We start from the raw sequence: 20,765 nt of genomic DNA, 5'->3' as shown, positions 1-20,765 counted from the left end.
CGTCAGCGCGGCGGTCAATGGGACAGCAGCGACATGATCGCCGCCGAGGCGGCCAGCTGGCCCGCCGCGGCCGCGGAGACGACCGAGGCCATCGGCATGGGGTAGACCGCGAGATGGGCCATGTCCCCCGCGCAGAAGACACGCTCGCGGCTCGTCCGCGCGAGCTCGTCGATGCGCACGCCTCCCGACGGGTTCAGCTCGAGCCCGAGCTGCTCCGCGAACGGCGCCGACTGGTGCAGCGCAGGCCTGACGAACAGACCGGCGACCTGCTCGTGCACCTGCTCGCCGTCGGGACCCGCGAGCACCACGCGTACTCCCCCGTCGTGCCGCTCGACCGCGACGACCCGCTCGGTGCGCACCGTCGGCCGCTCCTGCCAGTCCGCCGGCAGCTCCTCTCCGTCGGTGAGGACGACGACCTCCGAGGCGATGCGGCCGAGCATCGCCGACAGGTGCGGGGCCACGGAGGCGCCGAGGACGCCGTCCCGCCCGCCGCTCAGCTCGTGGCCGTGGCAGAACGGGCAGTGCGCCACGAGGTCGCCCCAGAGCTGCTCGAGGCCGGGCACCGGCGGCAGCTCGTCGCGCACGCCCGTCGCGAGGACGACGGCCCGCGCAGTCAGCGTGGTGCCGTCGGCCCCGCGTAGGTGGAACGCCCCGTCGACCTCCTCGATCGTCTCGACGCGCTCCTCCCGCACCGTGACGGTGTCGTATGCCGTGAGCTGCCTGCGCGCGTCGGCGCGGAACTCCGCCGGCGGGGTGCCGTCGTGCGCGACGACGTTGTGCATGTGGCTGACCGTCGCGTTGCGGTAGGTGCCGTCGTCGAAGAGGACGGCGTCGCGGTGGATCCGGCCGAGGCTGAGGGCGGCCTGGAGGCCGGCCGGGCCTCCGCCGACGACGGCGACCTCGGTGTGAAGGTGTGTGGGCGCGTCGGCGTTCGGGTCGGTGTTCGGGTCTGAGTCCATGGGGTCTCCTCGGGCGAGGTCGGGTGCTGGTCGAGCCCAGCGTGTACCTTCAGGTCGACATGAAGGCAAGCACGCGCGAGGAGACCTGGACCGTCGGCGAGCTGGCGGCCCGCTTCGACCTGCCGACCCACGTGCTGCGGCACTGGGAGACGCTCGGGCTGCTGACGCCGGAGCGCGACGCGTCCGGCTACCGCCGCTACGGGCGCGGCGACCTCGTCCGTGTCGCAGTCATCCTGCGCAACAAGGCCGCCGGCATGTCCCTCGAGCAGATCGGCGTGCTCCTCGACGGCGAGGCGCAGGGCCGGCACGAGGTGCTCGAGGCGCACCTGCGGGACCTGGCCGAGCGGGCGCGCTCGATCGAGCGGTCGCGCGAGATGACCGAGCACGCGCTGCGCTGCCGGGCCCACGACATCGTCGCGTGCCCGCGCTTCTCGCAGCACGTCGCCGACCTGACCGAGGGCCGGGCGCCGACGGCTCGCATCGCCGACTGGTCCTAGCCGCTCACGCCGAGAGCGAAGGGTCCTTGGCGGGACGCCGGCTCCCGGCGAGGATCGGGCCCATGAGACTTCTCGTGCTCGGAGGCACCCACCACGTCGGTCGCGCGTTCGTCGAGGCCGCCGTCGCCCGCGGCGACGACGTCACGACGGTCACCCGCGGCGTCAGCGGCACGCCGGTCGAGGGCGCCGAGGCCCGCCACGCCGACCGGCTCGACCCCGACGTCCTGAGCGCGGCACTGGGCGACGACGAGTGGGACGCCGTCGTCGACACGTGGTCGGCGGCGCCGGTCGCGGTCCAGACCTCGGCGCGCCTATTGCGCGGACGCGCCTCGCACTACACGTACATCTCGTCGTGCTCGGTCTACACCTGGCCGATCGCGCCGGGGTCCGACGAGGGCGCACCCGTCGTCGACGGGGACGCCGGCTCGCGGGACGCATCCGACTACGCCGCCGCCAAGCGGGGAGGGGAGCTCGCGGTCCTCGCCGAGTTCGACGGCGACGTCGCGGTCGCCCGGGCCGGGCTCATCCTCGGCCCGTACGAGATGGTAGGGCGACTGCCCTTCTGGCTCAGGCGGATCGCCGCAGGAGGTCGCGTGCCGGCGCCGGGGCCACCGGACCGGCCCCTGCAGCTCGTCGACGCCCGAGACATCGCGGACTGGGTGCTCGGGTCACGGCCGGTCGGCACCTTCAACACGGTGAGCACGCCGGGCCACACGACGATCGGCGCCCTGCTCGAGCAGGTCCGCTCCGTGACGGGCGGCGACGCCGAGCTCGTCTGGCTCGACCCGGAGACCGTCGAGGCCGCGGGGGTCGAGCCGTGGACCGAGCTGCCCATCTGGGTGCCACCCACCGGCGAGCTGGCGGGGCTGCACGCGCTCGACACGTCGGCTGCCGCGGCGGCCGGACTGCGCTGCCGGCCGATGCCCGAGACGGTGGCCGACACGTGGGCGTGGCTCCAGCGCGAGGGCCTTCCCGAGCGGCCGACCAACCGCGGCAGCGCGCCCATGGACGCTGCTGCCGAGGCCCGCCTCTGGGCAGCCCACGCGGCTCGCACCGCCACCTGACCCACCCCGACGCCACCACCAATCGAGTGGCCCCGTCGACACACGCGACACGACACCTGCGAGACCGTTCCCACGCACCGGTGTGACGACGGGCCACTCGACGGCGGGTGAGGCACGCGTGGGTTGCAGCGTCAGCGGGTGCGGGCGCGATGGGCGGCGGCCTTGACGCGGCTCTGGCACTGGGTCGAGCAGAAGCGCCGGGTCCCGTTCTTCGACCCGTCGACGTAGACGCGGTCGCACGCCGGCGCGCTGCACACGCCGAGCCGCCCGCCGAGGTCGCTGCCGAGCGCCACGGCGAGACCCGAGGCCAGACCGGCCTGCCACCCGCGGACGTAGCCGTCGTCGGGCCCGTGGAAGTGCAGCTGGAAACGCCCTTCCGCATCGGGGTCGAGCCTCGGACGCGCGGCGGTGGACTCGAGCAGGTCGTTGACGATGCCGGCGGCCGTGGCGAGGTCGTCGCTGGCCGCCGCCTCGAAGACGGCGCGCGCCCGCGGCACCACCTCGAGGAGGGCCCCGGCCTGCGCCGCCGTGGGTCGCGAGCGCCGGTCGGGGGTCGACGTCGCGTCGGCCACCGCCCGCACGAGGTCCGTCCCCACCGGAGGGGCGTATGCCGTCCCGCGGGCCTCGCCGGGGCTCGCGAGGTTGACGAGCGCCACCGTGACGTCGAGGAGCCGCTCGACGTGACTGTCGAACTTCATTTGACCAGTTACCCGTTCGATCGTAGGTTCATGACTGCCAAAGTGTAGTTCGACAGTCAGGATGACCTCCCGTGAGCGCCACCCCACGAGCCCTGCACGCCCGACGACCCTGCCGACGGCCCTCCCTGCCGGCCCGGCTGTGGGTGCTCATCGCCGCGCGCTGCGTCAACCGGCTCGGCGGCTTCTCGATGGCCTTCCTCGGCGTGCTTCTGGTGCGCGAGCTCGGCGCCGGCCCCGGCGAGACCGCCCTCGCGCTCACCTGCTTCGGCGTCGCGACGATCCCGTCGCGGCTCCTCGGGGGACACCTCGCCGACGGCTGGGGCCACCGGTCGACGATGGTCCTCGGCCTGCTCGGCTGTGCCGTCGCCCAGCTCGTCGTCGCAGCGGCGCCGACGGTCACCTGGACGCTCGTCGGCGCCATGCTGCTCGGTCTCGCCTACGAGATCGTCGAGCCACCCACCCAGGCCCTGGTCTCGGACCTCGTCCCCGCGCGCGACCGCGCCTTCGCCTACTCCGCCCTGGGCGCCTCGCTCGCCGTCGCCGGCGTGCTGGCCGGTCTCGTCGCCGCCGCCGTCTCGGGCTTCGGGCTCCGGTGGCTCTTCGTCGTCGACGCCGTCACCTGCGTGACCGCGGCGCTGCTCGTGGCGACGCGGATCCCCGCAGGGACCGCCGGGGCGAAGGCGACCAGGCGCACGGACGACTCGCCGGCGAGCCCGACGTCGTCCCGGGCCCGGTGGGTCGGCGCCCTCACGGACCCGCGACTGCGCCAGGTCGTCGCGTTCGGCACCGTCGTCGCCACCGTGACGATGCTCGTCGTCCTCGGCGTGCCGCTCCTCGTCGAGCAGCGCGGGCTCACCCCGGCGACGACCGGATGGATCCTCGCCGCCGGTGCTGCCGCGAGCGTCCCCGGCGCGTGGATCGCGGCCGCGCTGCGCCGTCGCGCCGACGAGCGGGGAGTCCTCCTCCTCGGCGAGGTCGTCGCCGCGGCAGGTCTCGGCACGATCGCGCTCGCCACCCACCCGCTCGGGCTGACCGCCGGCCTCATCGCCTTCGACATCGGCAGCCTGCTCGTCATCGCCACGACGATGGCGCGCGCCGGCACCCTCGCTCCCGACCACGCGCGCGGCACCTACCTCGCCGTGCTGGGACTGACGTGGGGACTCGCCACCTCGGTCGCACCGGTCGTCCTCACGACGCTCGGCACGGCCTACGGCCCCGGAGCGCCCTTCCGCGCCGCGGCGCTCGTGCTCCTCGCGTCGGCGGTGCTGCGCGCCCTCACGGCCGGCCACGTTTGGACCCTACCCTCACGTGAGGGTAGGGTTCCTCGTCGTGCCAGAGTCTCGAGTGTCCACCGACCTGCTGCAGATCGGCGACGTCGCGGACCGCACGGGCCTCAGCCTCCGCACGATCCGGCACTACGAGGAGGTCGAGCTGCTGCCCGAGCCGCAGCGCAGCCCCGGCGGCTTCCGCCTCTACTCCGAGCAGGCCGTCGAGCGCCTGCTGCTCATCAAGCGGATGAAGCCGCTCGACTTCACGCTCGAGCAGATGCGCGACCTCATCGACATCCGTGACGAGCTGGCCCGCCCGCGCCTCGGCAGGGCGCGGCGCAGCGAGCTGACCGAGCGCCTGCGCGCCTACCACGCCCTCGTCGAGCACCAGCTCGGACGCCTGCGCGAGCGCGTCGAGAGCGCCGAGGCCTTCGCGCGCCAGCTCGGCGACGAGATCGACTGAGCCACAGACCCTTTCAAAGCCACAGCAGTTGACAGCAGCCCGGACACCGTCGTCCCGGACACCCGCGACCGTCCCTCCCCGGCGAGAGCCGACGAGGAGGTGTGCCGTGTCGCCCCCACGCACCAGGAGCCGACCATGCCCGACCCCACCACTTCCCCGACCAGCGCGGTGACCCCACCGTTCGCCCACGAGGCCGACGTGACGTCCGTGCGCGCCGCCCTGCGCTCGCCCCGCCGCCTGCGCGTCGAGGTCCTCGGCGGCCTCGTCGTCGCCCTCGCCCTGATCCCCGAGGCCATCTCGTTCTCGATCATCGCCGGCGTCGACCCCCGGGTCGGGCTCTTCGCGTCCTTCACGATGGCGGTCACCATCGCGTTCGTCGGTGGCCGGCCCGCGATGATCTCCGCCGCGACCGGGGCGGTCGCGCTCGTCGTCGCACCGGTCGTGCGCGACCACGGCCTCGACCACCTCATCGCCACCGTCATCCTCGGCGGCGTCATCCAGGTCGTCCTCGGCCTGCTCGGCGTGGCCAAGCTGATGCGCTTCGTCCCGCGCTCGGTCATGGTCGGCTTCGTCAACGCGCTCGCGATCCTGATCTTCCTCGCCCAGGTGCCGCACCTGCTCGGGGTGCCGTGGATGGTCTACCCCCTCGTCGCCGTCGGCATCGCCCTCATCGTGCTGCTGCCCCGGGTCACCACCGCCGTCCCGGCCCCGCTCGTCGCGATCGTCGTGCTCACCGTCCTGACCGTCGCGGCCTCGATCGCCGTCCCGACCGTCGGTGACGAGGGCAAGCTGCCCGAGTCGCTCCCGAGCCTCCTCGTGCCCGACGTCCCCTTCACGCTCGACACGCTGACGACGATCGCGCCCTACGCGCTGGCGATGGCTCTCGTCGGGCTCATGGAGTCGCTCATGACGGCCAAGCTCGTCGACGACGTCACCGACACCCACTCGTCCAAGACCCGCGAGTCGTGGGGGCAGGGCGTCGCCAACATCGTCACCGGCTTCTTCGGCGGCATGGGCGGCTGCGCGATGATCGGCCAGACCATGATCAACGTCAAGGCCTCCGGCGCCCGCACCCGGATCTCGACGTTCCTCGCCGGCGTCTTCCTGCTCGTCCTCGTCGTCGGCCTCGGCGACATCGTCGCGATCATCCCCATGGCCGCGCTCGTCGCCGTCATGGTCATGGTGTCGGTCGGCACGATGGACTGGCACAGCGTGCGCCCCAGCACGCTGCGCCGGATGCCGCGCAGCGAGACGCTCGTCATGGTCGGCACCGTCATCGTCGTCGTCGCCACGTCCAACCTCGCGATCGGCGTCGTCGTCGGCGTCCTCGTCGCGATGGTGCTCTTCGCCCGCCGCGTGGCGCACCTGACGCGCGTCGTCGACGTGGCGCACCCCGACGCGGACACGCGGCTGTATGCCGTCGAGGGCGCGCTCTTCTTCGCCTCGAGCAACGACCTCGTGACCCAGTTCGACTACGTCGGCGACCCCGCCCACGTCGTCATCGACCTGTCCCGGTCACATGTCTGGGACGCCTCGAGCGTCGCCACCCTCGACGCGATCACGCAGAAGTACGCCGCCCGGGGCAAGACCGTCACGATCACTGGCCTCAACGAACCCAGCCGCGAGCGCCACGAGCGGCTCGCCGGTCACCTCACCGGCGCCCACTGAGGACAGGTGAAGGACCCGGCCGCACGGCATACGCCCTCGGTCGGGTGGGTGACTCGGTCAGCGGCCGCGGTTGCGGCGGCGGACGTCCTTCGGGGGGCGGCCGCCGGCATACGACCGCGAGGGGTCCACGAGGTATCCCTGGCGCAGCGCCTCACGGCCGACGAGCATGCGGAAGCCCATCCGGTCGCGCTTGCTCAGCGTGACCTCGGCGGGCACCGTGCGGCCGGCGAGCGAGAGGTCGAGGCGCACGACGTAGCGCTTGGTCACGTGGCCCGACGAGCTGCGCACGCTGCGGCGGTCGCGCACCCGGCACTCGACGGTGTGCGCGTCGTCGCTGGTGTCCTGCCACGGGTGGACGGTGAAGCGCACCCACGGCTCGCCGTCGCGCTCGAACTCCTCGACGTCCTCGGCGTGCAGCGACGACGTGCGGGCACCGGTGTCGATCTTGGCCTTGACCCACGGCAGTCCCGCGTCGGGTAGGGAGACCCACTCCCGCCACCCGACGGGAGTGCTTGAATAGGCCGGCCCAGACACCCGCCCATCTTGGCAGGACCCAGCATGAAACTCGCGATCCTCTCGCGCGCGCCGCGTGCCTACTCGACGCAGCGCCTGCGCACGGCGGCGCTCGACCGCGGACACCAGGTGCGGGTGCTCAACACGCTCCGCTTCGCCATCGACCTGTCGGGGCCCGAGCCGGACCTGCAGTTCCGCGGCCGCCCGCTGTCGGACTACGACGCGATCCTGCCGCGCATCGGCAGCTCGATCACCTACTTCGGCACGGCCGTCGTGCGGCAGTTCGAGCAGATGGACGTCTACACGCCCAACACGGCCAACGGCATCGCCAACGCGCGCGACAAGCTCCGCGCCGCGCAGATCCTCTCGCGCCACCAGATCGGCATGCCCGCGACGACGTTCGTGCGCAACCGCGCCGACGTCATGCCGGCCATCGAGCGCGTCGGCGGCGCCCCCGTCGTCATCAAGCTGCTCGAGGGCACGCAGGGCATCGGCGTCATCCTCGCGCCCGACATCAAGATCGCCGAGGCGATCATCGAGACGCTGCACAGCACCAAGCAGAACGTCCTCATCCAGAGCTTCATCACCGAGAGCCGGGGCCGCGACATCCGAGCCCTCGTCGTGGGCGACCGCGTCGTGGCCGCGATGCGCCGCCGGGCCAGCGGCGACGAGTTCCGCTCCAACGTCCACCGTGGCGGCACCGTCGAGCCGGTCGAGCTGACGCCGGAGTACGAGCAGGCCGCCGTGCGCTCGGCGCAGATCATGGGACTTCGCGTCGCCGGCGTCGACATGCTCGAGGGCAACGACGGCCCGCTCGTCATGGAGGTCAACTCCTCCCCCGGCCTCGAGGGCATCGAGACCGCGACGAACCTCGACGTCGCCGGCGCGATCATCGACCACATCGCCGGCCAGGTCGCCTTCCCCGAGATCGACGTGCGCCAGCGCCTCACGGTCTCGACGGGCTACGGCGTCGCCGAGCTCGTCGTGCACGCCGGCGCCGACATCATCGGCAAGACGATCGGCGACTCGGGCCTCGAGGAGCGCGACCTGCAGGTGCTGACGCTGCACCGCGGCACGAGCGTCATACCCAACCCGCGCCGCCGCGTCGTGCTCGAGGCCGAGGACCGGCTGCTGTGCTTCGGCCGCCTCGAGGAGATGCGCTCGATGATCCCCGAGCGACGCCGCCGGCGCGCCAAGGTGCGCAAGCTGCCGAACGACCCGATCCACACCGTCGCGTGAGGGTCGCCTGAGGGTCGCCTGAGCGCGCCCGATGGCGTATGCCGCCCGGCGCGCTCCGTGACGAGGGCTAGCTGCCGCTGACGTTGCGACGCCGCACGAGCTCGGCCCGCAGGCGGGCGACCTCGGCGTCGGCCTCGGCCACGCGGTCGTCCGCGCGGGCCACGGCCTCGTGGGCCGCGTCGCGGTCCTCGTCGAACCCCGCGCGAGGGGCCGCGTCGGGGACGCTGTCACGCGACGGGGTGCCCGACGACTCGGACGAGGGCCGCATCTGGTCCACCTCGGACTTGAAGATGCGGGCCGAGCGCCCGAGGCTGCGAGCCATGTCGGGCATGCGCTTCCAGCCGAAGAGGAGCACGACGGCGATGGCGATGATGGTGAGCTCCGGCCACCCGAGATCGGCCATGGCACCCTCCTGGGATCGGCGGGTCGACCGAGCCGGGCGCCCGCGACACTCGATGTGAGCGCACGTTAGGCCCGCCGTCTGGGAGTCGGTCGGGAGCCACCTGTGATCTCCGGGTGCGTCAAGGCACATCGAGGATCTCCGACTCCGCCGGCATCCAGGCACCACTGCGGCCGGGGCGGCGGAAGAGCATCGGCAGGCCGCGCGCCGACGGCCACTCCATCGAGTCGGTCACCTGCACGTGGACGTGCGGCTGGGTGCTGTTGCCCGAGTTGCCGCACTCGCCCACCAGGTCACCGGGCGACACGACGTCGCCCACGGCCACGTGCAGCGAGCCGCGGCGCAGGTGGGCGAGCAGGACGTAGGGTCCGGCCGCGCCGAGCGCGACCACGACGTGGTTGCCGGCGACGGCGGGCGCACCGCCACGCACGCGCCCCGCCTGCCCCACGGCATACGCCAGGAGGGTGAGCTGCGAGCGCCGCGCCACGTGGTCGCCCTCGCCGTCGTGGACGGCGGCCACCCGACCGGCAGCCGGTGCGAGCACCGGCTGCCCGAAGCCGCGGAAGAGCTCGGGCGCCTCCACCGCGAAGGCCGTGCGCCAGGTCCGCGGCGCGGGCAGGCCGCGCTCGTCCACGGCGACGAAGTCGATCGCGTAGGTCGTGCCGAGCAGGTCCGTGCCGTGGCTGGGCACGCGGCGGGCAGGACTGTTGCGCGCCAGCCACCTGCCACGGAAGGGGAGGTCGAGCACGACCGGCTCGCGGTTGGTGCCGGGGTCGTCAGCCGTCGTCACGTGCCCACCCTTCCGCTCCGGCACGGCCGTTCACCGGTTCAGCCGGCCGCCCGCGCCGCGCGCGCCGCGAGAGCGGCGAGGTCACGCTCGGCGTAGAGCCGGTGGAGGTACTCCTCGTTGAGGATCGAGCGCAGGATGCGGGTGACGGCATACGGCTCGGGCTCCGGGTAGCCCGGCTCGAGGACGGGCTGCGTCGTGCCGGCGAGCGCCTCGTCGGTCAGGCCGTCGACGACGCGGCGCACGGTGGCCATGCGGTCGGCGCGCAGGGCCAGTACCTGCTCGAGCGTGGGGCGGGCGTCGCGGTCGCGGGGCACGGGCGGGCTGTCGGGCATGTCGTCGTGGGGCAGGTCGAGGGCGTCCCACGGCTCCGGGTCACCGAGCAGCGCCCGGTTGACCCAGGCGTCGGTGGCGAAGACGAGGTGGCGCAGGGTCTCGATGAAAGACCACTCGCCGTCGACCCGCTCATGGAGCTGCTCGGGCGTGAAGGTGCGGGCCCTCTCGACCGTCTCGGCCCACCGTCGCTCGACGACGTCCCAGGCCTCGCGGTAGCCGGCAGCGTCGGGGGGCCGCATCTTCGGGCGGTCGGGGTCGCGTCGGTCGAGCTCGGCGTCGATGAGCGGGGCGACGTCGACGCCGTTGATGACGAGGTTCTCGACGTCGCCGGTGATGTCGACGTCCTCGAGCCAGACGTCGCGGGCCCGCAGGCCCCGCAGGTCGACCATCCGAAGCGAGGCGTTGCGCAGGTCGACGTCGTGCAGCCGTGCCCCGTCGAGGTGGACGTCCTCGAAGCTCGCCCCGGTCAGGCGGACCCGCTCGAACCGTGCCCCGGTCCGGTCCTCGTACGTGGCGTCGCTCATCCCGGTCTCCCTCGCCTCGCGGCCATCGCGTCAGAGGCAGCGTAGGGCTCGACCCGGACGATCGGCGTCCGGTCAGCGCAGGCCCTCGACGATGAGCAGCACGCCGAAGACGACGAAGGCCGCCGCCGCTCCCCACTTGATGACGTGCTCCGGGAGCCGCTTGCCGAGGGCGGCCCCGACGACGATGGCCAGCGCGTCGGCGGCGACCATGCCGACCGTGCTGCCGAGCCACGTGCCGAACCAGCCGTGCTGCGTCGCGAGCGTGATGGTGGCGAGCATGGTCTTGTCACCGAGCTCGGCGAGGAAGAACGCGACGGTGACGGCGATGATCGCCGTGCGCCGGGTCGTGCGGGCGACGGCTGCCTCCTCGTCGGAGAGCGAGTCGCCCCGCAGCGTCCACGCGGCGAAGAAGAGGAAGGCGACGCCCGCGGTGACGGAGATGGCGTCGCGCGGGAGGTTGTCGCCGATGGCCGCGCCGATGGCGACCGAGCCGAGGTGGACGACGGCCGTCGCGATGGTGATGCCGACGAGGACGTGGAGCATCTTGAAGCGGGTGGCGAACGTCATCGCCATGAGCTGGCTCTTGTCGCCGAGCTCGGCGACGAAGATGACGGCGGCGCTGATCAGAAAGGCGGACACGGTTGGGGTCTCCTCGGCGCGCACGCTCGAAGCACCCGGGGAGCCTCGACCTGGCGCGCCCGTCGGTGGGTCGGCACGAGGTCGAAAGTCTCGTCCGCCGCGGGCCGCGCCTGCCGGGGACGGCGTCGCGATCGGGGCCGGCCGCACCGGGCCGGAGCCAGTGTGTCGATGCGGTCGTTGGGACTACTCCCTTTCGATGTGACGACCGTAGGTGCAGCTCTGCCGTCGGTGCAACGTCTCGGTGCGCCTAGCGATTCTTCTCGGAAACCCTTGGGGCGCTGATGTGTCGACAGTCGGAGTAGTGGCAACCCTTGGCGTTCAACGGTTTTGGCGAGGCCCGTTCGACGCTGACGAGGAGCGCGGCCACCGCCTGGTCGCCGAGCTCGGCAACGAGGTGCCCGTCGACCGCGGCGCCGGGAGCCCTGACGTCGAGCCGGGTCGCACCCCCGAACGGCTTGCGCTCGCGCACCACGACCTCGGCGTCGACGGCGATCCCGGTCTCGGCGAGCCAGCGCAGCAGGGCCGGGTCGTCGTCGTCGATGCGCGCCACGAAACGGCGCTCGCCCACCGGGGTCGTCGCGAGCGGCTCGGCCGTGGGCTGGTGCAGCACCCCGTCGGCCGTCGGGATCGGGTCGCCGTGCGGGTCGCGCCACGGGTGGCCGAGCTGGGTGTCCATGCGCTCGACCATGAGGGTCGAGACCGCGTGCTCGAGCACCTCGGCGTCGTCGTGCACCTCGTCCCAGGCGTAGCCGAGCGACGTCACGAGGAAGGTCTCGACGAGCCGGTGACGGCGCACCATCTGCAGCGCCTGCTCGAGCCCCTCGTCGGTCAGACGCATCCCGCCGTAGCGCTTGTGCGCCACGAGGCCGTTGTCGGCGAGCTTGCGGGCCATCTCGGAGACGGACGAGGTGGACACCCCGAGCCGGGCGGCGACGGCGGCGTTGCTGACCGTCTCGTCCTGCCACTCACCGAGACTGAAGATGACCTTGAGGTAGTCCTCGATCGCGGTGCGGTTCTCGGTCTTGGCCACCGCCAGAGACTACGGGAGCAGCGTGGCGATGAGCACGAAGCACCCGACGAACAGGGCCGTCGTGGCCACCCCGGTCAGGAGGCGTCGGGACGCAGAGTTCGGCATACCCAACTTTTATCATGGGCATGCCTAGCGGGGGACCGATCGCCGTCGGTCCCCCGCGAGAGGCGCGTCACGTCAGGCTGTCCGCGAGGGCCACGACGAACCCACCGAGCATGAAGGTGGCGATCGCGGCCGCGAGCGCACCGGTGGGCAGCACCGGGATGAACCGGCGCGCGCCGGTGACCGGCCCGCTCCCGCCGTGGTGCTCGTGCGTCAGGGCGTGCCCCTTGCCGCGGGAGAGCAGGTAGCGGTTGACGGGGTAGGCGGCGGCGAAGGCGGCGACGAGCGAGATCGCCATGCCGACCCAGAAGACCGTGTTGACGAGACCTGCGTTCATCGCGCCGGGGATGACGGCCATGACGAGGTTGTCGACGACCTCCATCGTGAGGATCGAGACGGTGTCGGCTGCCAGGACGAGCCGGAGCGCCGTGCCGAGGGCCAGGCCACCGCGCAGCAGGGGCAGGCTCGAGAGGGTGTAGCCGAAGAGGAAGGCGAGCCCGATCGACAGCGCGATCGTCGCGCCGTTGCCGAGTCCGGCGGCGGTGCCGATGAGCAGGCCGAGGATCTCACCGATGGCGCAGCCGGTGAGACAGTGCAGGGTGGCGCTGGCCGCCATCGACGCGAGGCCACCACCGTGGCCCGCGTGCGAGCTGTGCTGGTCGTGCTGGTCGTGCTGGTCGTGCTGGTCGTGCTGGTCGTGCTGGTGGGCGGTCGCCTGTTCGGCGGCCTGGGCGTGGGCTGCGTCGGTCATGGTCTCGGCCTCTCCGTCGTCGGGGGCGGGGACGTTCCCGGCCCGCTGTGGTCAGCATGCTGCATACCCCCTATGGGTATGCTTTACGGTCGGACAACGAGGGGAGCCCCCGCGCTATTCCCCGCAGTGGGCGACACGCTGGATCGGGACGTCCCGCTCACGCAAGAATGCGCGCATGACCCCGCCTGAGCACACCGACGACGTGCACGAGCTCCTCCTCGCCCAGACCGACCGGGCCACGACGGGCGCGCTCACGGACCCGGCCGTCGTCGCCGCCGTCGTGGCCGTCGAACGCCTCGTCGTGGCAACGGGATCGACCGACGCGCACGTCCTGCGCGACGCGCTCCTCGGCCGGCCGGTCCCGGGGTCCGACGAGGCGCAGGTGGCCGAGCTCCTCGCCGAGGGACGCAGCCACGTGGCGGCGGGGCTCATCCGTCGCGCGACCGGTCAGGCCGTCGACGCCGGCGTGGTCAACCCGGCCTCGGGCGGCTACGAGATCACGACCGATGCGACCCTGCTTCGTGCGGCGGTGCGCGCCGCCCAGGGGTCGATCAACGCGATGCCCTACTACGGCGCCCGCTACGGAGCGCGGGGCTCGCGCTTCGCCACGACGGACTCGGCGTGGCTGCTCTCCCTCGCCGGCCTGTCCGCGGAGCGCGCCATCCAGCAGGTGGAGTGGCTCTCCCGCGTGCTCGCCGCCCGCGGCATGCCGACCTGGCTGCTCGAGATCCACCTCGACGCCCTCGTGTCGGAGGTGCAGTCGGTGGCGGGCGAGCACGCCGTGGGCTCCCTCCCGGTGGGCGCGGCGGCCCTCGCCGGGACGCGGCGGCAGCACGTCGACGACGACCTCATGCGCTCGGCCGACCTCTGGGCCGACGCCGCCCTCGGCGACGCGCTCCCGGTGCCGCACACCGGCGCCCTGCTCGCGGCCGCCATCGCCGACGAGCGGGCCGGGGTGACGCGCGACGACAGCTCGCTCGTGGACTGGCTCACCGACCCCGAGCGGGTGTCCGCGTCCACCGCCGCGGCCGTGCGCGCGGTCCGGCAACGCATCCTCGACGAGGCCCGCTGACCGTCCCGGAGCGCGGTGGGAAAGACGGTCACGACGAAGGCTTGACCTTGACGCTGGGTCAGGGTTGCAGCCTTGGTCCATGACCACTTCACACGCCATCGAGATCGCCGGACTCACCAAGTCCTACGGCGACCAGGTGGTGCTCCGGGGGGTCGACCTGGCCGTCCCCCGCGGCACCGTCCTCGCCCTGCTCGGCTCCAACGGCGCCGGCAAGACGACCGTCGTCCGCATCCTCTCGACGCTGCTCCGGGCCGACGGCGGGTCCGCCACCGTCGATGGCTTCGACGTCGCCGCCGAAGCGGCCCGGGTGCGCGAGTCGATCAGCCTCACCGGGCAGTTCGCCGCCGTCGACGAGATCCTCACGGGGCGGGAGAACCTCGTGCTCGTCGCGCAGCTGCGACGGCTCGAGCACCCCCAGCGCATCGCCGACGAGCTCCTCGAGCGGTTCGCGCTCAGCGACGCGGCCGGGCGCCGGACCGCCACCTACTCCGGCGGCATGCGCCGGCGCCTCGACATCGCCATGAGCCTCATCGGCGACCCGCCCGTGCTCTTCCTCGACGAGCCGACGACGGGCCTCGACCCGCAGTCCCGCAACGAGGTGTGGCAGACCGTGCGCGAGCTCGCCGGCCACGGCACCACGGTGCTGCTCACGACGCAGTACCTCGAGGAGGCCGAGCAGCTCGCCGACCGGATCGCCATCCTCCACGAGGGCCGGATCATCGCCGAGGGCACCCTCGCCGAGCTCCGGCAGCTCTTCCCCCCGACCGTCGTCGAGTACGTCGAGAAGCAGCCGACGCTCGAGGAGGTCTTCCTCGCGATCGTCGGCCACGACGACGCCGGCCACACTGCCGCCCGCAACGCCGAGCACGCCGTCACCCAGGGAGAGCCGCGATGACCACCACCCGCCTCGAACACGCCGGGCACGTAGGGCACGCCGGGCACGTCGCCGGCGACACGACGGTCCTGCTCAAGCGCTCCCTGCGCCACATCCTGCGCAGCCCCGACACGATCATCACGACCGCCATCACCCCGATCGCCATGCTGCTGCTCTTCGTCTACGTCTTCGGCAGCGCGATCCGCGTCGGCGGCGACAGCTACGTCGACTACCTGCTGCCCGGCATCCTGCTCATCACCGTCGCCTCGGGCATCGCCTACACCGCGTTCCGGCTGTTCACCGACGTCTCGAGCGGCATCTTCGAGCGGTTCCAGTCCATGCCCATCGCGCGGTCCGCCGTGCTGTGGGGGCACGTGATCACCTCGCTCGTCGCCAACCTCGTCTCGCTCGCCCTCGTGGTGCTCGTCGCCCTGGCGATGGGATTCCGTTCGGGCGCAGGGGTGCTCGCATGGCTGGCGGTCCTCGGGATCCTCGTGCTCTTCACGCTGGCCCTGACCTGGCTCGCCGTCATCCCGGGCCTCACGGCCACGTCGGTCGACGGCGTCAGCGGCTTCTCCTACCCGCTCATCTTCCTGCCCTTCATCAGCTCGGCGTTCGTGCCGACCGAGGGCATGCCGGGACCGGTGCGGTGGTTCGCCGAGCACCAGCCGGTCACCTCCATCGTCGACACCATCCGCAACCTCTTCGCCGGCCAGCCGCTCGGCACCGGCGTCTGGGTCGCCCTCGCCTGGTGCGTCGGCCTGCTCGTGCTCGCCTACGCCCTCGCGATGCGCACCTACCGCCGCAAGCTCGGCTGACCGAGCCTTCGACGCGGCACTGACGAGGCGCTGACGAGGCGCGGGAACACCGTCACCACAGGAGAATGGGCACATGCTGACCATCAGCCAGCTCGCGGCATACGCAGGCGTGACCGTGCGTGCGGTGCGGCATTACCACGCCAAAGGGCTGCTGCCCGAGCCCGAGCGCGACCACTCCGGCTACCGGCGCTACGACGCGGCCGCGGTCGTGCAGCTCGTGCGGATCCGCGTCCTCGCCGACGCGGGCGTGCCGCTCTCGCGGGTCCAGGAGCTGCTGGCGGCCGGTGACGAGGAGTTCGCGGCGGCGGTCGAGCAGATCGACCGTCGACTGCGCGCGGAGATCCGAGACCTGCAGCGGCACCGGGAGCGGATCGCCCAGCTCGCCGCTGGTGAAAGCCTGGCGCTGCCGCCCGAGGTCGTGGCCTACGTCGACCGCATGCGCGAGCTCGGCTTCCCCGAGCGGCTCATCGAGGTCGAGCGCGACAGCTGGATCCTCATCTCCGCGCAGATGCCCGACGCGGTCGCCGCCCTCATGGCGATCAAGCAGACCCAGATCGACGACGAGCCGCTGCGGCGTCTCTACCTCGACATCGGCGACCTCGTCGACTGCGGTCCCGACGACCCGCGGCTGCCGGTGCTGGCCGACCGGGTGGCCGCCTTCATCGAGGCCGCCGCAGCCCACGGCGAGGGTATCGAGGACGAGCACCCTGTCAGCGCCGAGCTCGTCGAGCTGCTCGACGCGGCGTTCCTCGAGTCCTTCGCGTGCGCCGGTCGCCTGCTCGAGCTGCTCGAGGAGCGCGGCTGGACCGGGTGGACCGACATCCGTCGCACGGCCGCGGTGTGAGGATGGGCCCATGACCACGGTGCGTCGCTTCGACCACGTCGGCATCACCGTCGCCGACCTCGACGCGGTGACGGCCTTCTTCGTCGGGCTCGGGCTGGAGCCGACCGGTCCCCGCATGACGGTCGAGGGCGACTTCCTCGACACCGTCATCGGGATCCCGGGCGCCCGCACCGAGATCGTCATGCTGCGCCCGCCGGGCGGCGACACGTGCCTCGAGCTGTCGAGCTTCGTCCGACCCGACCACGAGCCGGGCTCGCCGGCCGCGATGGCCAACGAGCTGGGCCTGCGCAACGTCGCCTTCGAGGTCGACGACCTGCGGTCCACCGTCGAGCGTCTCGCTGCCGACGGCTTCGGACTCGTCGGCGGTGTGGGTGAGTACGAAGGCGTCTGGCGCATGGCCTACGTCCGCGGCCCCGAGGGCATCATCGTGTCGCTCGCCGAGCGCATCGACGGGTCCTGAGCGGCGCGTCGCCCGGGGATGCGCAGGGCGACTGCTCTCAGTCGTCGAAGACCGACCAGCAGATGTCGTTGCGCGCCCGCTGGTCGTCGAGGACGAGCTCACGGACCGCGGACGGCAGCTGGTCGCGCTGCCAGCGGCACTCGCGCCGGCCGGCCACCTCGCCCTCGGCTGGGGTGGGCGCGGCGGCACGAACGGCCTTGATGGCATAGGCCGCCGCCCCGAGGTCATGGGCGGCCACGTGCGCGACGCACGCGGCCTGCCCTGCTGCGTATGCCGCGAAGCGGGGTGCGCCGCGCAGGTCGCGGGCCGCACCCATGGCGTGACCACCTGCGGCGCGGGCCGTCATCATCGCCACGTCGCCGCGCGTCCAGGCGCGGGCGTGCTCGATGGCGTCCCGCGGCCGTGGGTCGTCGGGGCGCTCGGACTCGAAGAGTGCGAGCACGTGCTCCGCACACGTCGCCGCCCAGAGGGCGAGCAGGTGGTGGTCGGCGTCCGTCAGGGTCCCGCCGCGACGGATCGTCACGAGGCGCGGGTCAGGGGTCGCGGGCAGGATCACGCGCGGCCTCCCGCCACCTCTACGGACTGCATCCATCGAGGTTACGCAGCCGGGCACGCAGCAGGCGAGACCGGACGGGCCGAGCCTCCACCCGTCGTCGTACGCACCTGCGACCCGGGGCGGACCACAGAGCCCGGAACATCGCTCCACGGTCAGACGCCTCCGGCGGGACGCGTGCCTAGCGTTGCGGCTGCAGACGCCCGCCACCACCGTCCCGGAGATCCGACATGCAGCCCGTCCCCCGCAACAGACCCGCCGGCCCAGTCACCGACTCGCCCGTCCCGACCTGCCCGGCACCGGCCCGGGCGGCCGCGCCTGGGCAGGACTCACGGTCGGCACCGCGGTCGCGCTCGCCGCTGTTGCCGTGCTGCCGTTCCCCGTGGCCGGGCTCGGTCCGGGCGGCGGCTACGCGGACGTGTCGACGCTCGGGGCCGCCGTCGCGGACGGACTGGTGCACTTCTGGCAGGGCGCCAGCCCGGAGCCGGACCCGAGCCCTGCGGCGCCCGTTGCCTTCTGGGCGCGGTTCCACGCCGTCAAGGCCGCTCTCGCGCTGCCGCTGCTCGTGCTCGGCATCATGCTCGGGAGGCGGATCTGGAGCGAGTGCGTCAACGCGCGCAGCGGACGACGCCGCGCCTGGTTCACCGTCGCCGGTCTGGTCGAGGCACCCCTCGTCCTGCTCGCCGCCCTCCTCGTCGTCGCCAACGTGCAGGGCGCTCTCGCTCCGCTGTCCTCGGCCCTCGGTCTGCTCGACGTCCACCCGACCGACCCCGCGGTCGCGACGACCCTCCGCGAGATCAAGGACGGCCTCGAGAACCCGTCGGGAAGGACGGCAACGCCCGCACTGACGCGGCTCGTGGAGGACTTCACGGCATACCACGTCGTCATGGTGTGGCTGGGAGCGAGCGTGACCGTGTGCCTCGTCGTGGTGGCCGCGCGCTGGTGGCGGCGCGCGCGGGGCGCAGCGGCGGCACCCTCACAACAGGTCCGCTCGGCCGGAGCCGCGGTCGCGCTGCTGTCGGCGAGCGCCTTCGCCGTCATTACGGCCGCGAACCTCAGCACGGCCCTGCACCCGGCTCCGGCACTGCTCGGCTTCTTCCAGGGAGGCGCCTGAAACGCACCGCGCCCTCGGGGTCACGGCCGTCGTCGCGGTCGGGACCGGTCACCGCCTACGGGACTCGCCACGGGTCGAGCGGGGTTATCGTGCGGAATGGCCACCGAGTCGTCCTACTCCATCGCGCCGCTCAGCCTCGAGACCTGGCCCGCGTTCGATGCGCTGGTGCAGCGGCACAACGGCATCTTCGGCGGCTGCTGGTGCATCTGGTTCCACCCCGACGGCCCCGAGCGCGGCCAGGGCGCGGAGGCCAACCGGGCGCTGAAGAAGTCCTACGTCGAGCAGGGCAAGGCGCACGCCGCTCTCGTGATGGACGGCGACGAGGCCATCGCCTGGGCCGAGTACGGCACGCCGGTCGAGCTGCCGAGCCTGCACCACCGCAAGGAGTACGACGCCACCAAGACGGCGGACCCCGACTACCGGATCACCTGCGTCTTCGTCGACAAGCGGCACCGGCGCCAGGGCGTGACGGAGCTGGCGATCACCGGTGCGCTCGACCTGATCGCCCGGGCCGGCGGCGGGACGGTGGAGAGCTACCCGCACGACCTGACCGACCAGACCAAGAAGATGTCGTCGTCGTTCCTCTACAACGGCACCCGACGGCTCTACGAGCGGCTCGGCTTCACCTACGACCGGCCCAAGGGCCTGAAGAACTGCGTCATGGTCAAGGTCGTCGAGCCGGCCTGAGGCCGGTGGCCGCCGACCGGGAGCTCAGTCCTGCGCTGCCGGAGGGGCGGCGACGCACACGACTCCCCGGTTGCCCTCCTGGTCGGCGACGACGACGAGCGACGGCGCCTCGCTGTCGTCGACGACGGTGCCACCCGCGGCGAGGGCTGCGGCGACTCGCTGCTCGGCGACCTCGGGCGCCACGTAGACCTCGACGTGGAACCGCTGACGCGGGCTCTCGTGCTCGTCCGCGTCGCCGAACCACAGATTCGGTATGCGTCCGGTGGCGTCGCGGATCTCGTCGCTGGGTGACCCGTGGCCCTGGGACTCGGCGCTCCCGGTCAGCAGCGCGGCCCACACCGGGGCGATGGTCGCGGAGCTCGCCGTGTCGAGTCCGAGCTCGATGACGCTGACGGACGCCGGGTCTGCGGTGAGGTCGTGGTCGGCGGCGATCTCGGTGATCCGGCGGGCGAGGTCGACGTCCTGCTGGGTCACCCACTGGACGACGTGCTCGGTGCCCTCGTCGTCGCGGTAGACGGCGTCGTCGCTGACCAGCTCGAGGTCGACGTACCCACGCCCCATGGACACCATCGGGTGGTGCCCGACCGCGTCGCCTGCCTCACCCACCGCGGCGAGGAAGCGTATGCCGGCGGCGAAGTCCGCGACCACGTAGCGCGCGTGCAGTCCCTGGGCCAGCTTGCGCCAGTCGGCGAGCCGGGCCTGGGCGATCGCGTCCCCTGTCAGCATGTCCATACGCGGGGACCATATCCGCGATCGCCGTCCGATGGCGGCGAGCCGTTGCCACTTCTGGATGTCGTCGATCAGGGCGCGTGCCCGTCCCGCGCCCCGGGTCGGAGATCATGGAGCCATGCCAGTCCAGCTGCTCGGTCACGAGGCCGCGGTCATCCTGGAAGCCGCCCCCCTGACGTACCCGAGCGGACAGGCACCGGCTGACCGGCCTCCACCGGGCTACCGACACTTCGCCATCACCACGCGGCTGCGGCGACGCGACTTCGACGGCGCCGCCCGTGACCTGTTGGGCTGGCGGATGCACGAGCAGGCCCGCCTGCGGATCCAGGCCTCCGACGCGCAGGCCGGAGTGGGCACCGTCGTCGTCATGCGGCTGGGTCTCGGCCCGCTCTCGTTGCGGGTCCCGTGCCGTGTCGTCGAGGTCATCGACGAGCCGAGCCGCCAGGGCTTCGCCTACGGCACTCTCCCCGGGCACCCGGAGTCCGGCGAGGAGCTCTTCGTCCTCGACCGCGACACCGACGGCGTCATCCGGTTCACGGTGACCGGCTTCTCCCGGCCGGCCTCGCTCCTGGCGCGACTGGGCGGGCCGCTCGGTCGCACCGCGCAGGACCGTACGACGCGCCGATATCTCGAGGCCCTCGACCGGCTCTAGGTCGTTCGGAGAGTGACGATGAGG

The 20,765-nt window shown here is 72.7% G+C and carries 24 protein-coding genes and 2 pseudogenes; 15 read left to right on the top strand and 11 right to left on the bottom strand.

Annotation, left to right across the window (positions count from 1 at the left end):
* Positions 1-14: 14 nt before the first annotated feature.
* Entirely contained in the window at positions 15-959 is a 945-nt protein-coding gene (locus IEY30_RS05345) for an NAD(P)/FAD-dependent oxidoreductase (RefSeq protein WP_052358510.1), read from the bottom strand.
* A 59-nt stretch (positions 960-1,018) separates the two neighbouring features.
* On the opposite strand from IEY30_RS05345, the gene IEY30_RS05340 reads away from it, so the two are divergent.
* Complete coding sequence (locus tag IEY30_RS05340) at positions 1,019-1,456, top strand: MerR family transcriptional regulator (protein WP_030197914.1); 438 nt, start codon at positions 1,019-1,021, stop codon at positions 1,454-1,456.
* A 62-nt stretch (positions 1,457-1,518) separates the two neighbouring features.
* Positions 1,519-2,520 carry an NAD-dependent epimerase/dehydratase family protein gene (locus IEY30_RS05335; RefSeq protein WP_030197910.1) on the top strand — a complete coding sequence of 334 codons (1,002 nt, stop codon included), beginning with the start codon at positions 1,519-1,521 and terminating at the stop codon, positions 2,518-2,520.
* A 131-nt stretch (positions 2,521-2,651) separates the two neighbouring features.
* Here IEY30_RS05335 and IEY30_RS05330 read toward each other — a convergent pair whose 3' ends face one another.
* Positions 2,652-3,218: a CGNR zinc finger domain-containing protein gene (locus tag IEY30_RS05330; protein WP_030197907.1), complete on the bottom strand. Its 567-nt coding sequence runs from the start codon at positions 3,216-3,218 to the stop codon at positions 2,652-2,654.
* 71 nt (positions 3,219-3,289) lie between these two features.
* Between IEY30_RS05330 and IEY30_RS21805 the strand changes: the two are divergent.
* The 4 genes and pseudogenes from IEY30_RS21805 to IEY30_RS05320 all read left to right on the top strand — a co-directional run.
* Positions 3,290-4,522, top strand: a pseudogene (locus tag IEY30_RS21805) (MFS transporter); the annotation flags it as partial.
* A 4-nt stretch (positions 4,523-4,526) separates the two neighbouring features.
* Positions 4,527-4,718 (top strand): annotated as a pseudogene (locus IEY30_RS21800) (MerR family DNA-binding transcriptional regulator); the annotation flags it as partial.
* A gap of 45 nt (positions 4,719-4,763) precedes the next feature.
* Positions 4,764-4,949 carry a hypothetical protein gene (locus tag IEY30_RS21795; RefSeq protein WP_229674893.1) on the top strand — a complete coding sequence of 62 codons (186 nt, stop codon included), beginning with the start codon at positions 4,764-4,766 and terminating at the stop codon, positions 4,947-4,949.
* A 135-nt stretch (positions 4,950-5,084) separates the two neighbouring features.
* Positions 5,085-6,617 (top strand): SulP family inorganic anion transporter, encoded by a 1,533-nt coding sequence (locus tag IEY30_RS05320; RefSeq protein ID WP_081920493.1) that lies wholly within the window; start codon positions 5,085-5,087, stop codon positions 6,615-6,617.
* Between the two features lie 57 nt (positions 6,618-6,674).
* Here IEY30_RS05320 and IEY30_RS05315 read toward each other — a convergent pair whose 3' ends face one another.
* Positions 6,675-7,151 (bottom strand): ATP-dependent zinc protease family protein, encoded by a 477-nt coding sequence (locus tag IEY30_RS05315; RefSeq protein ID WP_030197898.1) that lies wholly within the window; start codon positions 7,149-7,151, stop codon positions 6,675-6,677.
* Between the two features lie 24 nt (positions 7,152-7,175).
* Here IEY30_RS05315 and IEY30_RS05310 point away from each other — a divergent pair, with 24 nt between their 5' ends.
* Positions 7,176-8,369 (top strand): RimK family alpha-L-glutamate ligase, encoded by a 1,194-nt coding sequence (locus IEY30_RS05310; protein WP_030197895.1) that lies wholly within the window; start codon positions 7,176-7,178, stop codon positions 8,367-8,369.
* Between the two features lie 67 nt (positions 8,370-8,436).
* Here IEY30_RS05310 and IEY30_RS05305 read toward each other — a convergent pair whose 3' ends face one another.
* The 6 genes from IEY30_RS05305 to IEY30_RS05280 form a co-directional block, all read right to left on the bottom strand.
* The gene (locus IEY30_RS05305; protein ID WP_030197892.1) at positions 8,437-8,772 is read right to left on the bottom strand and encodes a twin-arginine translocase TatA/TatE family subunit; all 336 of its coding nucleotides are present in this window, start codon (positions 8,770-8,772) and stop codon (positions 8,437-8,439) included.
* Between the two features lie 118 nt (positions 8,773-8,890).
* The gene (locus IEY30_RS05300; RefSeq protein WP_043416703.1) at positions 8,891-9,559 is read right to left on the bottom strand and encodes a M23 family metallopeptidase; all 669 of its coding nucleotides are present in this window, start codon (positions 9,557-9,559) and stop codon (positions 8,891-8,893) included.
* A gap of 38 nt (positions 9,560-9,597) precedes the next feature.
* The gene (locus IEY30_RS05295) at positions 9,598-10,416 is read right to left on the bottom strand and encodes a DinB family protein (RefSeq protein WP_030197887.1); all 819 of its coding nucleotides are present in this window, start codon (positions 10,414-10,416) and stop codon (positions 9,598-9,600) included.
* Positions 10,417-10,488: 72 nt separating this feature from the next.
* Positions 10,489-11,055, bottom strand: a complete 567-nt coding sequence (locus IEY30_RS05290; protein ID WP_030197883.1) for a TMEM165/GDT1 family protein — start codon at positions 11,053-11,055, stop codon at positions 10,489-10,491.
* A gap of 247 nt (positions 11,056-11,302) precedes the next feature.
* Positions 11,303-12,085 carry a metal-dependent transcriptional regulator gene (locus tag IEY30_RS05285; protein ID WP_030197879.1) on the bottom strand — a complete coding sequence of 261 codons (783 nt, stop codon included), beginning with the start codon at positions 12,083-12,085 and terminating at the stop codon, positions 11,303-11,305.
* Between the two features lie 172 nt (positions 12,086-12,257).
* Positions 12,258-12,938, bottom strand: coding sequence for a DUF4396 domain-containing protein (locus IEY30_RS05280; protein WP_229674847.1), 681 nt, complete (start codon positions 12,936-12,938; stop codon positions 12,258-12,260).
* Between the two features lie 175 nt (positions 12,939-13,113).
* On the opposite strand from IEY30_RS05280, the gene IEY30_RS05275 reads away from it, so the two are divergent.
* The 5 genes from IEY30_RS05275 (at position 13,114) to IEY30_RS05255 (ending at position 17,006) form a co-directional block, all read left to right on the top strand.
* Entirely contained in the window at positions 13,114-14,010 is an 897-nt protein-coding gene (locus IEY30_RS05275; RefSeq protein ID WP_030197871.1) for a hypothetical protein, read from the top strand.
* A gap of 79 nt (positions 14,011-14,089) precedes the next feature.
* Positions 14,090-14,905, top strand: a complete 816-nt coding sequence (locus IEY30_RS05270; RefSeq protein ID WP_030197868.1) for an ABC transporter ATP-binding protein — start codon at positions 14,090-14,092, stop codon at positions 14,903-14,905.
* Positions 14,902-15,702: an ABC transporter permease gene (locus IEY30_RS05265; protein ID WP_052358509.1), complete on the top strand. Its 801-nt coding sequence runs from the start codon at positions 14,902-14,904 to the stop codon at positions 15,700-15,702. The genes IEY30_RS05270 and IEY30_RS05265 overlap by 4 nt, the downstream gene beginning before the upstream one ends.
* Before the next feature lie 73 nt (positions 15,703-15,775).
* Positions 15,776-16,546 carry a helix-turn-helix domain-containing protein gene (locus IEY30_RS05260; protein ID WP_030197861.1) on the top strand — a complete coding sequence of 257 codons (771 nt, stop codon included), beginning with the start codon at positions 15,776-15,778 and terminating at the stop codon, positions 16,544-16,546.
* A gap of 10 nt (positions 16,547-16,556) precedes the next feature.
* A complete protein-coding gene (locus tag IEY30_RS05255) occupies positions 16,557-17,006 on the top strand; it encodes a VOC family protein (protein ID WP_030197858.1) in 450 nt (149 codons plus the stop codon).
* A 37-nt stretch (positions 17,007-17,043) separates the two neighbouring features.
* Here IEY30_RS05255 and IEY30_RS05250 read toward each other — a convergent pair whose 3' ends face one another.
* Positions 17,044-17,562, bottom strand: coding sequence for a putative immunity protein (locus IEY30_RS05250; protein ID WP_030197854.1), 519 nt, complete (start codon positions 17,560-17,562; stop codon positions 17,044-17,046).
* A gap of 184 nt (positions 17,563-17,746) precedes the next feature.
* Here IEY30_RS05250 and IEY30_RS05245 point away from each other — a divergent pair, with 184 nt between their 5' ends.
* Together IEY30_RS05245 and IEY30_RS05240 are read left to right on the top strand one after the other, a co-directional pair.
* Positions 17,747-18,673 (top strand): hypothetical protein, encoded by a 927-nt coding sequence (locus tag IEY30_RS05245; RefSeq protein WP_030197850.1) that lies wholly within the window; start codon positions 17,747-17,749, stop codon positions 18,671-18,673.
* A gap of 96 nt (positions 18,674-18,769) precedes the next feature.
* Entirely contained in the window at positions 18,770-19,360 is a 591-nt protein-coding gene (locus IEY30_RS05240; RefSeq protein ID WP_030197846.1) for a GNAT family N-acetyltransferase, read from the top strand.
* Positions 19,361-19,384: 24 nt separating this feature from the next.
* Here IEY30_RS05240 and IEY30_RS05235 read toward each other — a convergent pair whose 3' ends face one another.
* Entirely contained in the window at positions 19,385-20,092 is a 708-nt protein-coding gene (locus tag IEY30_RS05235; RefSeq protein WP_043416702.1) for a 4a-hydroxytetrahydrobiopterin dehydratase, read from the bottom strand.
* A 115-nt stretch (positions 20,093-20,207) separates the two neighbouring features.
* On the opposite strand from IEY30_RS05235, the gene IEY30_RS05230 reads away from it, so the two are divergent.
* Positions 20,208-20,741: a DUF1990 domain-containing protein gene (locus IEY30_RS05230; protein ID WP_030197840.1), complete on the top strand. Its 534-nt coding sequence runs from the start codon at positions 20,208-20,210 to the stop codon at positions 20,739-20,741.
* Positions 20,742-20,765 lie beyond the last annotated feature (24 nt).

The sequence above is a fragment of the Terrabacter tumescens genome, from assembly GCF_014646815.1.
Classification (GTDB): domain Bacteria; phylum Actinomycetota; class Actinomycetes; order Actinomycetales; family Dermatophilaceae; genus Terrabacter; species Terrabacter tumescens.
Note: the sequence above shows the minus strand (reverse complement) of the source record. Positions and strands in the feature narration are given on the sequence as shown.